Consider the following 15,388-nt stretch of genomic DNA (forward strand, 5'->3'; position numbering starts at 1 on the left):
CCCGGTGGGAATTTCCGATTTCGGGCACGCAACGGCCGGTTCGGCACGGGAATCGACCCTAAGCTGCCGTTCCATGTGTGGAATCGTGGGATACGTGGGGCCGCAGTCGGCGCTCGAGGTCGTGATGGCCGGGCTGAAGCGGCTGGAGTACCGGGGCTACGACTCGGCGGGTGTCGCCGTCCTGGCCGACGGCGGGCTCGCGACGGCCAAGAAGGCAGGCAAGCTCCTCAACCTGGAGAAGGAACTGGACGGCAGGCCGCTGCCGACGGGCGCGACGGGCATCGGCCACACCCGGTGGGCCACCCACGGCGGACCGACCGACGCCAACGCCCACCCGCACATCGACAACGCGGGCCGGGTCGCGGTCGTCCACAACGGCATCATCGAGAACTTCGCCGCGCTGCGGGCGGAGCTGGCGGAGCGCGGCCACGCGCTGGCCTCCGAGACCGACACCGAGGTCGTCGCCCATCTGCTCGCCGAGGAGTTCTCCTCCTGCGCGGACCTCGCCGAGGCGATGCGGCTGGTGTGCCGGCGGCTGGAGGGCGCGTTCACGCTGGTCGCGGTGCACGCCGACGAGCCCGACGTGGTGGTGGGCGCCCGGCGGAACTCGCCGCTGGTGGTGGGCGTCGGCGAGGGCGAGGCCTTCCTCGCCTCGGACGTCGCCGCGTTCATCGCCCACACACGCTCCGCGATCGAGCTGGGCCAGGACCAGGTCGTGGAGCTGCGCCGGGACGGCGTGACCGTGACGGGCTTCGACGGCCGCCCGGCCGACGTCCGCTCGTACCACGTCGACTGGGACGCCTCGGCCGCGGAGAAGGGCGGCTACGACTACTTCATGCTCAAGGAGATCGCCGAGCAGCCCAAGGCGGTCGCCGACACCCTGCTGGGCCGGATCGACGGCTCCGGTTCGCTGACCCTGGACGAGGTGCGGATCCCGCCGCGGGTGCTGCGCGAGATCGACAAGGTCGTCATCGTCGCGTGCGGCACCGCCTTCCACGCCGGGATGATCGCCAAGTACGCCATCGAGCACTGGACGCGCATCCCGTGCGAGGTGGAGCTGGCCAGTGAGTTCCGCTACCGGGACCCGATCCTGGACGCGCAGACGCTGGTCATCGCCATCTCCCAGTCCGGCGAGACCATGGACACGCTGATGGCGCTGCGGCACGCCCGCGAGCAGGGCTCCAAGGTGCTGGCCATCTGCAACACCAACGGCTCGACGATCCCGCGCGAGTCCGACGCGGTGCTCTACACGCACGCCGGGCCGGAGGTCGCCGTCGCCTCCACCAAGGCGTTCCTCACACAGCTCGTGGCCTGCTACCTGGTCGCGCTGTACCTCGGCCAGGTGCGGGGCACCAAGTGGGGCGACGAGATCCGGGCCGTGATCCGGGACCTGTCCTCGATCTCCGGCGCGGTGGAGCAGGTGCTGGGCACCATGGAGCCGGTGCGGGAGCTGGCGCGCACGCTGGCCTCGAAGAACACGGTGCTGTTCCTCGGGCGGCACGTCGGCTACCCCGTCGCCCTGGAGGGCGCGCTGAAGCTCAAGGAACTCGCCTACATGCACGCCGAGGGGTTCGCGGCGGGGGAACTGAAGCACGGGCCGATCGCGCTGATCGAGGAGGACCTGCCGGTCGTCGTGGTCGTGCCGTCGCCGCGCGGGCGGTCGGTGCTGCACGACAAGATCGTGTCCAACATCCAGGAGATCCGGGCGCGCGGCGCGCGGACGATCGTCATCGCCGAGGAGGGCGACGAGGCGGTCGTGCCCTACGCGGATCATCTGATCCGGATCCCGGTCACGCCGACCCTGCTGCAGCCGCTGGTGGCCACGGTGCCGTTGCAGGTGTTCGCGTGCGAACTGGCGACGGCGCGGGGGAACGAGGTGGATCAGCCTCGGAACCTGGCCAAGTCGGTGACCGTGGAGTGAAGTGGGGAAGCGAGCGCCCTGCTGTGCCCGGCGCGTGAACAGGGGGCGAACGGCTCGGTTCCGTTCGCCCCCTTGGTCAGCCGGTCAGGCCGTCAGGTGCTCCGGCTCAGATGGGCAGGCAGGTCGCCGGGACCCAGCCTTCCTTGCTGGTGCTGTTGGGACCGCCGAAGTACCACTTGTTGCTCTTCTTGCCGCAGGCCGTGTAGCTGCCACCTGTGGTGGGCTTGCGGTCGCCGAAGCAGATCCCGCCCTTCTTGCCCTTGCCCCAGGTGCCGAGAGCCGTGGCGCTCGTCTTCGGCGCGCTGCGGAGGTTGACGGTTTCCTTCGGCTTCACGTTGACCAGCGCGCTGCTGCAGTCCGGCTTCGTCGCCGCGGCGGCGGTGCCGGCGGTGGCGACGGTGCCGGTGAGGGTTGTAGCCACGAGGGCCGCAGTGGTCAGTGCGGTGCCCAGAGACTTCAACTTCAAAGCTGTTTCCTCCCGTTGCGTGTGCGATGCCGTTTTGCACATCGCGGTCATCGCGAACTGTACAAGGGGGAGGGGGAGTTCAAGATCGGGGGCTCGGTATGCGGCTAGGTCCAGGGCAGCGGTGGCTTCGGACTGAAGGGGAGCTTGGTCCAGCCGTCCGGGGTCACCTGGTAGAAGTCCCCGAGGTAAGAGTCCATCCGCGAACTACCGTGCACATGCACCATGTCCGCGTGCAGGCGGTAGTGGAAGCCGCCCATCATGCCGACCACCCGGAAGAAGATCCGCACGTCCATGCCCTCCGTCAGAGGGGCCAGCGGTGGCAGGAGGTGCTCGATCTCGTCGAAGCAGCTGCCGGTACGCTCCCGCAGCATCGCGTGGAAGTGGCGCTCCAACGCGTCGGCGGGGGCGGGGAGTTGGCGGACCGCGACCGGCTCCAGCAGTTCCAGCAGCTGCGTGTGGCCCCGCTCCCGTGCGATGTCCACCGGGAGCCGACCGTCCCGGGTGCGCTGTGTGCGCCAGGCGCCGTGCGCGATCAGCCGGGAGACGACCCCGATGCCGGCGCCGTGCCAGGCGGCCTGGTGCAGCGGCGCGAATCCGCTGCGGTTGCCGGGGCGGGCGAGGTTGACCCGCTCGGGATGCTCCGCCAGCTCCGCGAACACGCCGTCCCAGTCGGCGTCCCGGGCCAGGTCCGCGAACCGGTCGCGCTCCTTCAGGTACCAGTCGTTGTAGCGCTCACGGTCGGTGAGGCCGTCCCATTCCATGCCGATCATGCTAGGCGGCAGGCGGGGAGGTGGTGCGGGCGGGGAACGCCCCGGTCGGACCGTAGGGTGCTGGGCATGAGCATCATCGGGGTCGGGATCGACGTCGCCGAGATCGACCGGTTCGCGGCGTCACTGGAGCGTACGCCCGCGCTGGCCGAGCGACTGTTCGTGGAGCGGGAGTTGCTGCTGCCCAGCGGGGAGCGGCGGGGTGTCGCCTCGCTGGCCGCGCGGTTCGCCGCCAAGGAGGCGCTGGCCAAGGCGCTCGGCGCTCCCGCCGGGTTGCTGTGGACGGACGCCGAGGTGTTCGTCGAGGACAGCGGGCAGCCCCGGCTGCGGGTGCGCGGAACCGTCGCAGCCCGGGCCGCCGAGCTGGGGGTGCGGTCCTGGCACGTGTCGCTGAGCCATGACGCGGGGGTGGCCTCCGCCGTCGTGATCGCGGAGGGGTGAGCGGCCCGCGCCGCGGGTGGGGCCTGCCCGGCGGGCACCCCCTAGGCCATGCCCCACACGAGCAGGATCGTGCCGAGGAGGCCCGCCGTGCCCAGGGTCGCGCCGGCAGCCGCCGGCCACATGCGGCCCGTGCCCTGGCGGGCGTAGTGGACGCCCATCGTCCCGAAGGTGAGGGCGAGCGCTCCGGCGAGCACCGTCCAGGGGATGAGGAACGCCCAGGTGCCGGCCGCGGAGAAGGCGCCGAGGACGAGGGCCGTGGGGCCGAGGGCGGTGGCGGGGCTGTCTGTGTCCTTGGGTGCTGTCGCGCTGGTCATGTTCTGCCGATCCCCCTTTTTGAACGAGTTCAAAACACGGCTCGATCATACGCCCAGGGGTGCGGTCCAGGGGCCCGAGGCCCCCGCCGGGCGGGTAGTTGCCGGGTGGCGGGGGCTTCGGGGAGCCGGGTCAGCAGATCGACTGGCTGCTGTTCACCCGGGTGATGTTGCGGAACGTCGTGTTCTCGCCGCAGGGGCTCTCCCTGATGGCCGAGTTGGTGACCGTCAGGTTCTGGATGGTGATGTCCTTGTTGTTCGGGAACTCCGAGCGCGCGGCCAGCCGCAGTTCGCCGCCGCCCGTGATCGTGCCGCTCTGCGCCGCGAGGCTGACGTTGTAGCAGTTCTCGATCAGCACCGAGTTGTTGCCGGTGTTGGAGAGCGTCACCTTGTTGATGACGGCCCCGCCGCTCTCCGACACGCAGAACACGCCGCGTCCGCCGCCGCGCGCTATGACCTCGCCGACCCGGATGTTGGTGGGGTAGCCGCTGCCCACCCGGCCGTTGCGGTTGGCCATGCGGAAGGCGGCGTAGCCGGTGCCCGTGCCCGCGTTCTCCGCGTCGACCTTGGTGACGTTCGCGTTGATGGTCTGGTTGAGCAGGAGGCCCGACTCGCCCACGTTGCGGGCGGTGACGGTGCCGATGGTGATGCCGTCCACGCCGTAGGTCTCGACCGCGTGGCTGGACGCGCCGGAGACGTAGACGTTGTCGATACGGACGTTGCGCGTCCACTGGCTGGTGTCGCCGCGGTTGTCGATGCGGACGCCCAGGCCGCGGGAGAGGCGCATGTCGATCTGGCCGAGCACGACGTTCTGGACATTGCGCAGGAAGATGCCGTACAGCGGGGTGCCGGTCAGCTTGAGGTTCTGGACCTCGACGTCACGCGTGCCGCGCGAGTAGACCGGCGCCTGGTCGCCCGAGCCGGTGCCGGTGACGTTGATGGTGCCGCAGACGTCGAGGACGGTGTAGCTCGGGAGCGAGATGCGGGAGCCCGCCGAGATCGAGCCCGAGCCGCGGACCACGACCCGCTCCTTCGCCGTGCGCCCGGCGGAGAGGCTGTTGACCGCCGCCTGGACGGCGGCGCGCATGTCGGTGCCGGTGTAGACCGTGCTGCCGCCGCGCCGGGCGGTCCAGTTGCTGCCGCTCTGCACGGCCTCGGCCTGGTACGAACCGTCCCCGCAGGCCAGCGCTCGCGTCGGGGCGGCCGTGGCGGGGGCGGTCAGGGTGCCGGCGGCGGTGAGGAGGGCGGTGGCACCGGCGGCGGCGAGGAATGCGGCTCTGCGTCCCATGGGGGCCTCGGTTTCGTCGAACGTGGGGGGTGTGCAAGCGCTTTCTGCGCGCCGGGAGTCTGGCAAAGGGACGGCAAAGCGTCAATGGATGCGACACGGACGGGAGTTGCGCGAGCTGCGGGGGAGTGGCCGGGCGGTCGTACGGGAAACTCGACCGCATGCGTAGTGCGTACAGCGTGGAGACGGTCAGGACCGCCGAACGGGAGCTGATGGCGCGGCTGCCGGAGGGGGCGCTGATGCAGCGCGCCGCCGCCGGGCTCGCCGCCGCCTGCGCCGATCTGCTGGGGCGGGTGTACGGCAGCCGCGTCGTCCTGCTGGTCGGCAGCGGGGACAACGGAGGTGACGCGCTGTTCGCCGGGGCCCGGCTGGCCCGGCGCGGTGCCGGGGTCACGGCGGTGCTGCTCGCGCCGGAACGGGCGCATGCGGCGGGGCTCGCGGCGTTGCGGCGGGCCGGGGGGCGGGCCGTGGCGGCCGGTGAGGCCCCGGGCGGCCGGAGCGCCGAGGAGTTGATCGAGGGGGCCGATCTCGTCGTCGACGGCATCGTCGGGATCGGCGGGAAGGGCGGGCTGCGGCCGGACGCGGTGCCGCTGGCCGCCGCCGCCGGGCGGACGCGGGGCGCCGTCGTCGCCGTCGACCTGCCCAGCGGGGTCGACGTCGACACCGGGGAGGTGCGGGGCGTCGCCGTCCGGGCCGATGCGACGGTGACGTTCGGGACGCACAAGCCGGGGCTGCTCATCGACCCGGCGCGGGAGTACGCGGGCTCGGTCCGGCTGGTCGACATCGGGCTGGAGCTGCCCGTCGAGCCGGAGCTGGAGGCGTTGCAGCACGTGGACGTGGCCCGGCTGCTGCCGGTGCCGCGGGCGGAGAGCGACAAGTACCGGCGGGGGGTCGTCGGGATCGCCGCCGGGTCGGCGCGGTACCCGGGGGCCGCGGTGCTGGCGGTCGCCGGGGCGCTGCGGGGCGGCGCCGGGGCCGTGCGGTACGTCGGGCCGGCCGCGGACGCGGTCATCGCGCGGTTTCCCGAGACGCTCGTGTCGGAACAGGGGCCGAAGCACGCGGGGCGGGTGCAGGCGTGGGTCGTCGGGCCGGGGGCCGGGGACGACGCGGCGACGGTGGGGGAGGTGCTGGCGGCGGAGGTGCCGGTGCTGATCGACGCGGACGGGTTGCGGCTCGCCGACGCGGGAGCCGTGCGGGGGCGCCGGGCGCCGACGCTGATGACGCCGCATGCCGGGGAGGCGGCGGCGCTGCTGGGTGTGGAGCGCGGGGAGGTCGAGGGGGCCCGGCTGGCGGCGGTGCGGGAGCTGGCGGGGCGGTACGGGGCGACGGTGCTGCTGAAGGGGTCGACGACGCTGGTCGCCGACTCGGGGGGCGGGGCGGTGCGGGTGAACCCGACGGGGACGTCCTGGCTGGCCACGGCGGGGAGCGGGGACGTGCTGTCGGGGCTGGCCGGGTCGTTGCTGGCGGCGGGGCTGTCGGCGGTGGACGCGGGGAGTGTGGGGGCGTATCTGCACGGGCTTGCGGGGCGGTTGGCTGCGGAGGGGGCGCCGGTGGGGGCGCATGACGTGGCGGAGGGGATTCCTCGGGCGTGGCGGAACGTGCTGGGGTGAGTGCGCGTGCGGGTGGGTGGGGGTTGCTGTGGGGGTGGGTCGCCCCCTCCGCCCCTTCCCGTCCCGAGTCCGGGGGCTGCCGCCCCCGGGCCCCCGCTTCGGCCTGAACGGCCTCGTCCTCAAGCGCCGGACGGGCTGGATCTGGCTGGGCGGGGCGGGAGGGTGCGGCGCCGGGCGGGGTGGGTTGTGGTTGAGCGGGGGCGGGAGGGTGCGGCGCTGGACGGGCTGGGGTGTGGCTGGGCGGGACGGGAGCGCAGCGGTGTCGGGTGGGCTGGGATGTGGCTTGGCTGGGTGGCACGGGAAGCGCGGCGACGGACGGGCTCGCGTGTGGCTGAGATGGGACGGGAAGCGCGGCGACGGACGGGCTCGCGTGTGGCTGAGTGGGACGGGGAGGGCGCGGCGCCGGACGGGCAGGGATGTGGCCGAGCGGGACGGGAGAGCGTGGCGCCGGGCGGGACGGGCGGGCGTGGCGACGGGCGGGCTCGTGTGTGGCTGATGCCTCCGGGTGACTCCCGCCGCGCGGCGACCCGGCGGCTTTGGGTGCCCGCGCTTTTCTGATCGTATGACCCGTAGACGTACCGCCAGCCGTGGCCTCGCCGTCCTGCTCGCCCTCGTCGCCGCGCTGCCCGTCGGGGTCGCCGGTGCCGTTCCCGTGCCGCCCGCTCCGGGGCCCCTGGGTGAGCTGGTCCCGGGGGTCGCGCCGGGGCCGGCGCAGCCCTGGTCCGTGGACACGCCCGACCAGGCGCTGCCGCCGGCCGTCTACACGCCGTCGGCCGACGAGGAGGCCGTCGAGCCGCGCAGCGCGGTGCCGGGGACGTACGCGCTCGTCGAGTACGTGCCGTTGGGGGAGGCGGTCGCGCGGGTGAGCTGTACGCGGAAGGCCGGGCCGTATCAGCGGCAGGTCGAGCGGTGGCTGGGGCTGCGGGTGGACGGGAGGCAGTCGGCGGCGGACTGCCGGGCCATCCGGGCGTTCCAGGTACGGCAGGGGATCGAACCGGCCATCGGGTTCGCCGGGCCGGTGACCTGGTCGCGGATGCGGTACCTGTCGGCGCGCTCGAATCCGAACGCCGCCGGGATGTGCCCGGTGCGGAACCATCCCGTGGCCTGTGTGGATCTCAGCCGGCAGCTGATGTGGGTGCAGAAGGGCAGGACGGTCGTGTTCGGGGCGGTGCCGATCCGCAGCGGGCGGGCCGGGTACCGGACGCGGGCCGGGTGGCACACCATCTACTGGCGGCACAAGAACCACTGGTCGACGCTGTACAACACACCGATGCCCTACTCCCAGTTCTTCAGCGGCGGGCAGGCCTTCCACGGCGTCTACGGCAGCCTCCACACCGCCGTCGGCTCGATGGGCTGCGTCAACCTCACCGTGGGTGACGCCCGGCGGCTGTGGGGCGTGCTGAAGAAAGGCGACCGGGTGTTCGTATGGGGGCGGCGGCCCGGGACGTAGGCGACCTGCTGGCGGGCCCGCTGCCTCGGGGCTGTCGGGGCCCTCTGAGACACTGGGCGCGATGAGCGAGAGAACAGCCCCGCGGACCGCGCCCCTGCGGGCCCGCGCCGAGATCGACCTGGCCGCCCTGCGGGCCAATGTGCGGGCCCTGCGTGCCCAGGCGCCGGGCGCCGCCCTGATGGCCGTGGTGAAGTCCGAGGCGTACGGCCACGGGGCTGTGCCGTGCGCCCGCGCCGCCGTCGCCGCGGGAGCGAGCTGGCTGGGCACGGCCACGCCCGAGGAGGCCCTCGCCCTGCGGGCCGCCGGGCTGCCGGGCCGCATCATGTGCTGGCTGTGGACGCCCGGCGGGCCCTGGCGCGAGGCGATCGAGGCCGACCTCGACGTGTCCGTCAGCGGGATGTGGGCCCTGGACGAGGTCACCCGGGCCGCCCGGGAAGCCGACCGGCCCGCCCGCGTGCAGCTCAAGGCCGACACGGGGCTCGGGCGGGGCGGCTGCCAGCCCGGCGACTGGGCCGAGCTGGTCCGCGCCGCGCTGCGCGCCGAGGCCGAGGGGCTGCTGCGCGTCACGGGACTGTGGTCGCACTTCGCCTGTGCCGACGAGCCCGGCCACCCCTCCATCGCCGCCCAGCTCGACCGCTTCCGCGAGATGGTCGCGTACGCCGAGCGGCAGGGCGTCCGCCCCGAGGTCCGGCACATCGCCAACTCGCCGGCCACGCTCACCGTCCCCGAGAGCCACTTCGACCTGGTCCGCACCGGCGTCGCCACCTACGGCATCTCGCCCAGCCCCGAGCTGGGCACCCCGGCCGACTTCGGACTGCGCCCGGTGATGACGCTGTCCGCCTCGCTGGCCCTGGTCAAGCACGTCCCGGGCGGGCACGGCGTCAGCTACGGGCACCGGTACGTGACGCCCGGCGCGACCACCCTCGGCCTCGTCCCGCTGGGGTACGCCGACGGCATCCCGCGGCACGCCTCCTCGGCCGGCCCGGTGCTGGTCGAGGGCAAGTGGCGCACCATCGCCGGGCGGGTCGCCATGGACCAGTTCGTGGTCGACCTGGGCGGCGACGAGCCCGCGCCGGGCGCCGAGGCGGTCCTCTTCGGGCCCGGGGACCGCGGTGAGCCCACCGCCGAGGACTGGGCGCAGGCGGCCGGAACCATCGCCTACGAGATCGTGACCCGGATCGGAACGCGCGTTCCCCGCGTCTATGTGAATGAGGAACAGGACGGGTAACTCGCACAGGGGAGAACCGGTCACCAGAAGAACGACAGGCACCCTGGTAACACGGGCAACACCAGCCACACGGCATCATCCGACCCAGTGCGTCACCCGATCAGCAGCCCGGCGAAAGAGGAGCGGTACGTGAGCGAGAGCAGTGCGGAGGTCGTCGCGGACGTCGCCTCCGCGGCCGTCGCGGCCTCCGCCGCGACGGCCGCGGGAGGCTGGCGCCGGGCGACCGGCATCGCCGGAGTCGCGATAGGCGTGGTGGCCGCGGGCGCGGCCGCCGGTGTCGCCCTGGAGCGGATGACCGTCGGCCGGGGCATGCGCCAGAAGGCCCGGCTCGCGCTGGACTCGGCGGGCCCCTACGGCTCGCTGCGCGGCATGCCCGGCAAGGCGTTCGCCGACGACGGCACGGAGCTGTACTACGAGGTCGACGACCTCGACCCGGAGGCCGCCCCGGCCATCGGCTCGCGCCGCCGGCGGCTCTTCGGCCGCAAGGCACCCGCGCCCGTCACGGTCGTCTTCAGCCACGGCTACTGCCTCAGCCAGGACTCCTGGCACTTCCAGCGGGCGGCCCTGCGGGGCGTCGTGCGGACCGTGCACTGGGACCAGCGCAGCCACGGCCGCTCCGGGCGGGGCGTCGCCCAGAACCGGGACGACGAGCCGGTCACCATCGAGCAGCTGGGCCGCGACCTGAAGGCCGTCATCGACGCGGCCGTGCCCGAGGGGCCCATCGTGCTCGTGGGGCACTCCATGGGCGGCATGACGGTGATGGCGCTGGCCGACCAGTACCCCGAGCTGGTCCGCGAGCGGGTCGTCGGGGTCGCCTTCGTGGGGACGTCCTCGGGGCGGCTCGGCGAGGTCAACTACGGGCTGCCCGTCGCCGGTGTCAACGCGGTGCGGCGGGTGCTGCCCGGGGTGCTGAAGGCGCTGGGGCAGCGGGCCGAGCTGGTGGAGAAGGGCCGCCGGGCCACCGCGGACCTGTTCGCCGGGATCATCAAGCGGTACTCCTTCGCGTCCCGGGACGTCGACCCGGCCGTGGCCCGGTTCGCCGAGCGGATGATCGAGAGCACGCCGATCGACGTGGTCGCCGAGTACTACCCGGCGTTCAACGACCACGACAAGACCGAGGCGCTCGCGTACTTCGCGGACATGCCGGTCCTCGTCCTGGCCGGCGTGCAGGACCTGGTCACGCCGAGTGAGCACAGCGAGGCGATCGCCGATCTGCTGCCGGACGCGGAGCTGGTGCTGGTGCCGGACGCGGGGCACCTGGTGATGCTGGAACACCCGGAAGTGGTCACCGACCGGCTCGCCGACCTGCTCACCCGCACGGGTGCCGTGCCCGCAGGGGCTACCGTGAAGGGCTATGGAAGCAGCAGCACCGCACAACCCGGCTGAGCCCGGATCCGTCCAGATCGTCGTCACGTCCCCCGAGCAGATGCGGGAGCTGGGCCGCCGGCTCGCGAAACTGCTGCGCGCGGGCGACCTGGTGATGCTGAGCGGGGAGCTCGGCGCGGGCAAGACGACGCTGACGCGCGGCCTGGGCGAGGGGCTCGGCGTGCGCGGGGCCGTCACCTCGCCGACGTTCGTGATCGCCCGGGTGCACCCCTCGCTCGGTGACGGGCCGCCCTTGGTCCATGTCGACGCGTACCGGCTGTCCGGCGGTCTTGACGAGATGGAGGACCTCGATCTCGACGTCTCGTTGCCCGAGTCCGTGGTCGTCGTGGAGTGGGGCGAGGGCAAGGTCGAGGAGCTGACCGAGGAGCGGCTCCAGGTCGTCATCCACCGGGCGGTGGGCGACACGACCGACGAGGTCCGGCACATGACCGTCACCGGTCTGGGGGAACGCTGGGCCTCCGCGGACCTGAGCGTGCTCGCCGCCTGAGCCCTGCCGCCCGAACGGTGGCACCCGGTGCGGTCTTTTGATGAACGTTCCGACAAGACGTCGGCAAGATGTTGCGTTGGGTGTCGCGGGCGTGGTCACATGGTACCCAGTCCGTAGTTAGGTGTACCTAACTACGTCCGCCCCCGGCCTTTCAGGAGGCGTCCATGTCGGCTACAGAGAGCAAGGGGCAGCCGCTGTCGTTCGCGGTCGCCGGGGTGTCCATGCGGGACCTGCTGGCGGCGGGCGAGGCCGCGGCGCTGATCTCCACGCCGCCGCGCGCTCCCGAGCCGGACCTCGCCGAACCGGACTTCGCCGGGCCGGACTTCGCCGAACCGGTGGAGGACCACCGCGAGGCGGCCTAGCGGAGCCGCCGACGCACGACCGCGGAGCCGCTAGCGCACCACCACGACCTTGCGGCCGATCGTCGCGAACGTCCACATCGCGTCGCCGTCCGCCCGGGACTCGCGGATGCCGCCGGTGCGCACCTTCGGGTCGGGCGCGGCGGTCGAGCCGTCCACGGCCGCGCTGAAGCCGATGACCACGCCGTCAACGCTGGCGAAGCGCACGACGTGCTCGACCGGGACGCCGTCGGAACCGGTGACCGCGTTCGAGCGGGACGTGACCGTGTAGCTGCCCGGGGCCGGGTCCACCACGCTCGGGTCGACCTCGAACGTCCGGGTGACCGTCTCGTCCGCGCCGACCAGCCACACGCGGTCGCCGCGCAGCGAGTACACGACCCGCGCGCCCTTGCCGGACTCCGCGGGCAGCGCGGCGGGGTCCCGCTTCACCCGGGGCGCCTTCGGGGCGCCGACCGCCGGTGAGACGTCCGCCTGCGCCCGGCCGAGACCGGCCGGGACGGTCTCCGCGGCCCGGTGGGCGAGGTAGCCGACCGTCGCGAGGGCCGCGGCGGTGAGCCCGGCCACGATTCCCGAGCTGCTGACTGCCACCGGCACCCACCTCACGTCGTACGTCCGTGTCGTGACGGAAGGTGACGGTAGCAGCAGGTGACGGCCCGGCAGGTACGTCCGACACGGGCCCCGGGGAGCCGTAGGCTGTTTGCGTGCTCTTGCTCGCTCTGGATACCGCCACACCCGCTGTCACCGTCGCGCTGCACGACGGCGAGGACGTCATCGCCTCGTCGAGTCAGGTGGACGCCCGGCGGCACGGGGAACTGCTGCTGCCGGCGATCGACCGGGTCCTCGCCGAGGCAGGCCTGAAGCTGGACGCCGTCACGGACGTCGTCGCCGGGATCGGCCCGGGCCCCTACACCGGGCTGCGGGTCGGCCTGATGACCGCGGACACCTTCGGGCTCGCGCTCGGCGTCCCCGTGCACGGCGTGTGCACGCTGGACGGCCTCGCCTACGCCGCCGACCTGGAGGGCCCGTTCGTCGTCGCCACCGACGCCCGCCGCAAGGAGGTGTACTGGGCCCGCTACGCCGACTCCCGCACCCGCCTCACCGACCCGGCCGTCGACCGGCCGGCCGACATCGCCGAGCAGGTCGCGGGCCTGCCCGCGGTCGGCGCGGGCGCGCTGCTCTACCCGGACACCTTCCCCAAGGCGCACGAACCCGAGCACGTGTCCGCCGCCGCCCTGGCCCGCCTGGCCGCGGAGCGACTGGCGGCCGGCGAGGAGCTGCCCGCGCCCCGGCCGCTCTACCTGCGCCGCCCCGACGCCCAGGTCCCCAAGAACTACAAGGTGGTCACCCCCAAGTGACCGATGCCGTGACGTGCGTGCTGCGTGAGATGCGCTGGTGGGACATCGACCCCGTGCTGGAGCTGGAGCGGGACCTGTTCCCCGACGACGCCTGGTCGCGGGGCATGTTCTGGTCCGAGCTGGCCCACGCCCGCGGGCCCGAGGCCAACCGGCGGTACGTGGTCGCCGAGGCCGGCTCCCGGATCGTCGGCTACGCCGGTCTGGTCGCCTCCGGTGAGCAGGCCGACGTGCAGACCATCGCCGTCGCCCGCGACCTGTGGGGCACCGGCCTCGGCGCGCGGCTGCTCGCCGAACTGCTGCGCGCGGCCACCGCCTTCGAGTGCGCCGAGGTGATGCTGGAGTGCCGCGTGGACAACGTCCGCGCGCAGAAACTGTACGAGCGGTTCGGGTTCGAGCCCATCGGTGTCCGGCGGGGTTACTACCAGCCGGGCAACGTGGACGCCCTGGTGATGCGCCTGACCGCCCCCGAGAACTCCGTACAAGGAACCGAGATCCATGGCTGACGAACCCCTCGTTCTGGGGATTGAGACCTCCTGCGACGAGACCGGCGTCGGCATCGTCCGGGGCACCACCCTGCTGGCCGACGCCGTCGCCTCCAGCGTCGACGAGCACGCCCGCTTCGGCGGTGTCGTCCCGGAGGTCGCGAGCCGCGCCCACCTGGAGGCGATGGTCCCGACCATCGACCGCGCGCTGAAGGAGGCGGGCGTCAGCGCCCGCGACCTCGACGGCGTCGCCGTCACGGCCGGGCCCGGACTCGCCGGCGCCCTGCTGGTCGGCGTCTCCGCGGCGAAGGCGTACGCGTACGCGCTGGGCAAGCCCCTCTACGGCGTGAACCACCTCGCCTCGCACATCTGCGTGGACCAGCTGGAGCACGGCCCGCTGCCCGAGCCGACGATGGCGCTGCTGGTCTCCGGCGGCCACTCCTCGCTGCTGCTGTCCTCGGACATCACCTCCGACGTCCGCCCGATGGGCGCCACCATCGACGACGCGGCCGGCGAGGCCTTCGACAAGATCGCCCGGGTGCTGAACCTCGGCTTCCCCGGCGGCCCGGTCATCGACCGGTACGCCAAGGAGGGCGACCCGGACGCGATCGCCTTCCCGCGCGGCCTGACCGGCCCCCGCGACCCCGCCTACGACTTCTCCTTCTCCGGGCTGAAGACGGCCGTGGCCCGCTGGATCGAGGCCAAGCGGGCGGCGGGCGAGGAGGTGCCGGTGCGGGACGTGGCGGCCTCCTTCCAGGAGGCGGTCGTGGACGTGCTGACCCGCAAGGCCGTCCGGGCCTGCAAGGACGAGGGCGTCGACCATCTGATGATCGGCGGCGGCGTGGCCGCCAACTCCCGGCTGCGCGCGCTCGCCCAGGAGCGCTGCGAGGCCGCCGGGATCCGGCTGCGGGTGCCGCGGCCCAAGCTGTGCACGGACAACGGCGCGATGGTCGCCGCGCTCGGCGCCGAGATGGTCGCGCGCAACCGGGCCGCGTCGAGCTGGGACCTGCCCGCGGACTCCTCGCTGCCGGTGACGGAACCGCACGTCCCGGGCCACGACCACGTGCACGAGGTCAGCAAGGAGAACCTGTACTCGTGACCGTCGCGCTGATGTGGGAGGCGCGGGCGGTGCCCGGCCGGGGCGAGGACCTGCTCGCCTGGGCCCGCGCCCAGGACCTCACCGGTGAGCCGCTGCGCCGCGAGACCCTGCGCGCCCCCCAGGACCGGGTCCTCGTCATCACCTGGTGGGACGCCCCCTACGACGCGGAGCTGCCCGAGCTGCCGGAGCCGGACGGGGAGCTGGTCACGCGGGCCGTGCACCGGTGGCGGTTCGAGTCGGTGGGCGTCGGCTGACCGAGAGTTCCCACGGCCTGCCGCCGACGTGGCCCCGCCACAGCAGCAGGCCGTTGCGGCGCTCCCAGTGGGCGACCAGCGCGGCCTGGCCCAGCCAGTCCAGGGCCGACCACAGGAGCACGCCCAGCGTCCAGGGTTCCCAGAAGGACAGGGGCAGCGCGAGGACCAGGTACATCCCGAAGAGCCCCGGGCTGATCGGCTGGTCGCGCAGGAAGCGGTCGGCGGGCAGGACCACGTCGAGGTCCTCGACCGGTACCGCCTTCTCGAAGTCCCGCACGTGGCTGAACCACTTGATCCTGGTCGCCTTCAGGAGGGTCCACAGGACCAGGAGGGCGAGCAGGGCGCCGAAGTACCCCGCGAGTGCGCCGGGCCTGTCCGGTGCGGAGAACCCGCGCACGAGACCCAGTGCCGTCAGGGCGACGGCCAGGGCCGCGAAAACCGACAGCACGGCCCGCAACTCGTGGTGCACCAGCCTGTCCACCGCCAC

Annotated in this window: 18 protein-coding genes; 12 read left to right on the top strand and 6 right to left on the bottom strand. The window is 73.3% G+C overall.

The window, feature by feature from the left end; translation table 11 throughout:
• Window positions 1-73: 73 nt before the first annotated feature.
• Window positions 74-1,921 (top strand): glutamine--fructose-6-phosphate transaminase (isomerizing), encoded by a 1,848-nt coding sequence (glmS, locus tag ABZ386_RS27595; RefSeq protein ID WP_351337559.1) that lies wholly within the window; start codon window positions 74-76, stop codon window positions 1,919-1,921.
• 106 nt (window positions 1,922-2,027) lie between these two features.
• Here the strand turns inward: glmS and ABZ386_RS27600 are convergent, their stop codons facing one another.
• Both ABZ386_RS27600 and ABZ386_RS27605 read right to left on the bottom strand, forming a co-directional pair.
• Window positions 2,028-2,387 (bottom strand): hypothetical protein, encoded by a 360-nt coding sequence (locus ABZ386_RS27600; RefSeq protein ID WP_114254798.1) that lies wholly within the window; start codon window positions 2,385-2,387, stop codon window positions 2,028-2,030.
• A 104-nt stretch (window positions 2,388-2,491) separates the two neighbouring features.
• Window positions 2,492-3,148: an ankyrin repeat domain-containing protein gene (locus tag ABZ386_RS27605; RefSeq protein WP_351337555.1), complete on the bottom strand. Its 657-nt coding sequence runs from the start codon at window positions 3,146-3,148 to the stop codon at window positions 2,492-2,494.
• 75 nt (window positions 3,149-3,223) lie between these two features.
• Between ABZ386_RS27605 and ABZ386_RS27610 the strand changes: the two genes are divergently transcribed.
• Window positions 3,224-3,595, top strand: coding sequence for a holo-ACP synthase (locus ABZ386_RS27610; RefSeq protein WP_114254800.1), 372 nt, complete (start codon window positions 3,224-3,226; stop codon window positions 3,593-3,595).
• Window positions 3,596-3,636: 41 nt separating this feature from the next.
• Here ABZ386_RS27610 and ABZ386_RS27615 read toward each other — a convergent pair whose 3' ends face one another.
• Window positions 3,637-3,909 carry a hypothetical protein gene (locus tag ABZ386_RS27615; protein WP_351337552.1) on the bottom strand — a complete coding sequence of 91 codons (273 nt, stop codon included), beginning with the start codon at window positions 3,907-3,909 and terminating at the stop codon, window positions 3,637-3,639.
• A 130-nt stretch (window positions 3,910-4,039) separates the two neighbouring features.
• Entirely contained in the window at window positions 4,040-5,194 is a 1,155-nt protein-coding gene (locus tag ABZ386_RS27620; RefSeq protein ID WP_351337549.1) for a hypothetical protein, read from the bottom strand.
• Between the two features lie 158 nt (window positions 5,195-5,352).
• Here ABZ386_RS27620 and ABZ386_RS27625 point away from each other — a divergent pair, with 158 nt between their 5' ends.
• The 6 genes from ABZ386_RS27625 to ABZ386_RS27650 all read left to right on the top strand — a co-directional run bounded on the left by ABZ386_RS27625 (window position 5,353) and on the right by ABZ386_RS27650 (window position 11,714).
• Complete coding sequence (locus tag ABZ386_RS27625) at window positions 5,353-6,801, top strand: NAD(P)H-hydrate dehydratase (protein WP_358966262.1); 1,449 nt, start codon at window positions 5,353-5,355, stop codon at window positions 6,799-6,801.
• A 562-nt stretch (window positions 6,802-7,363) separates the two neighbouring features.
• On the top strand, window positions 7,364-8,251 hold the full coding sequence (locus ABZ386_RS27630) for a L,D-transpeptidase family protein (protein WP_356614487.1): 888 nt from the start codon (window positions 7,364-7,366) through the stop codon (window positions 8,249-8,251).
• A 61-nt stretch (window positions 8,252-8,312) separates the two neighbouring features.
• Window positions 8,313-9,479, top strand: coding sequence for an alanine racemase (alr, locus tag ABZ386_RS27635; RefSeq protein ID WP_351337540.1), 1,167 nt, complete (start codon window positions 8,313-8,315; stop codon window positions 9,477-9,479).
• A gap of 129 nt (window positions 9,480-9,608) precedes the next feature.
• Complete coding sequence (locus tag ABZ386_RS27640) at window positions 9,609-10,865, top strand: alpha/beta hydrolase (protein WP_114254804.1); 1,257 nt, start codon at window positions 9,609-9,611, stop codon at window positions 10,863-10,865.
• Entirely contained in the window at window positions 10,834-11,352 is a 519-nt protein-coding gene (tsaE, locus tag ABZ386_RS27645; protein WP_114254805.1) for a tRNA (adenosine(37)-N6)-threonylcarbamoyltransferase complex ATPase subunit type 1 TsaE, read from the top strand. The genes ABZ386_RS27640 and tsaE overlap by 32 nt, the downstream gene beginning before the upstream one ends.
• Before the next feature lie 164 nt (window positions 11,353-11,516).
• Window positions 11,517-11,714 (top strand): hypothetical protein, encoded by a 198-nt coding sequence (locus tag ABZ386_RS27650; protein ID WP_355715482.1) that lies wholly within the window; start codon window positions 11,517-11,519, stop codon window positions 11,712-11,714.
• Between the two features lie 30 nt (window positions 11,715-11,744).
• On the opposite strand, the gene ABZ386_RS27655 is transcribed toward ABZ386_RS27650, so the two are convergent.
• Window positions 11,745-12,299: a hypothetical protein gene (locus tag ABZ386_RS27655; RefSeq protein WP_355715485.1), complete on the bottom strand. Its 555-nt coding sequence runs from the start codon at window positions 12,297-12,299 to the stop codon at window positions 11,745-11,747.
• 113 nt (window positions 12,300-12,412) lie between these two features.
• On the opposite strand from ABZ386_RS27655, the gene tsaB reads away from it, so the two are divergent.
• From tsaB to ABZ386_RS27675, 4 genes are read left to right on the top strand one after another with little or no spacing between them, the layout of a single operon-like run.
• Window positions 12,413-13,066, top strand: coding sequence for a tRNA (adenosine(37)-N6)-threonylcarbamoyltransferase complex dimerization subunit type 1 TsaB (tsaB, locus tag ABZ386_RS27660; protein WP_356501413.1), 654 nt, complete (start codon window positions 12,413-12,415; stop codon window positions 13,064-13,066).
• A 29-nt stretch (window positions 13,067-13,095) separates the two neighbouring features.
• Window positions 13,096-13,569, top strand: a complete 474-nt coding sequence (gene rimI / locus ABZ386_RS27665) for a ribosomal protein S18-alanine N-acetyltransferase (RefSeq protein ID WP_114257557.1) — start codon at window positions 13,096-13,098, stop codon at window positions 13,567-13,569.
• Complete coding sequence (tsaD, locus tag ABZ386_RS27670) at window positions 13,562-14,647, top strand: tRNA (adenosine(37)-N6)-threonylcarbamoyltransferase complex transferase subunit TsaD (protein WP_351337527.1); 1,086 nt, start codon at window positions 13,562-13,564, stop codon at window positions 14,645-14,647. Before rimI ends, tsaD begins: the two co-directional genes overlap by 8 nt.
• Window positions 14,644-14,901, top strand: a complete 258-nt coding sequence (locus ABZ386_RS27675; RefSeq protein WP_351337525.1) for a hypothetical protein — start codon at window positions 14,644-14,646, stop codon at window positions 14,899-14,901. The genes tsaD and ABZ386_RS27675 overlap by 4 nt, the downstream gene beginning before the upstream one ends.
• Here ABZ386_RS27675 and ABZ386_RS27680 read toward each other — a convergent pair.
• Window positions 14,852-15,388, bottom strand: coding sequence for a hypothetical protein (locus ABZ386_RS27680; RefSeq protein WP_358966267.1), 537 nt, complete (start codon window positions 15,386-15,388; stop codon window positions 14,852-14,854). The genes ABZ386_RS27675 and ABZ386_RS27680 overlap by 50 nt on opposite strands.

This window comes from Streptomyces sp. NPDC006140 (assembly GCF_040628815.1).
Classification (GTDB): domain Bacteria; phylum Actinomycetota; class Actinomycetes; order Streptomycetales; family Streptomycetaceae; genus Streptomyces.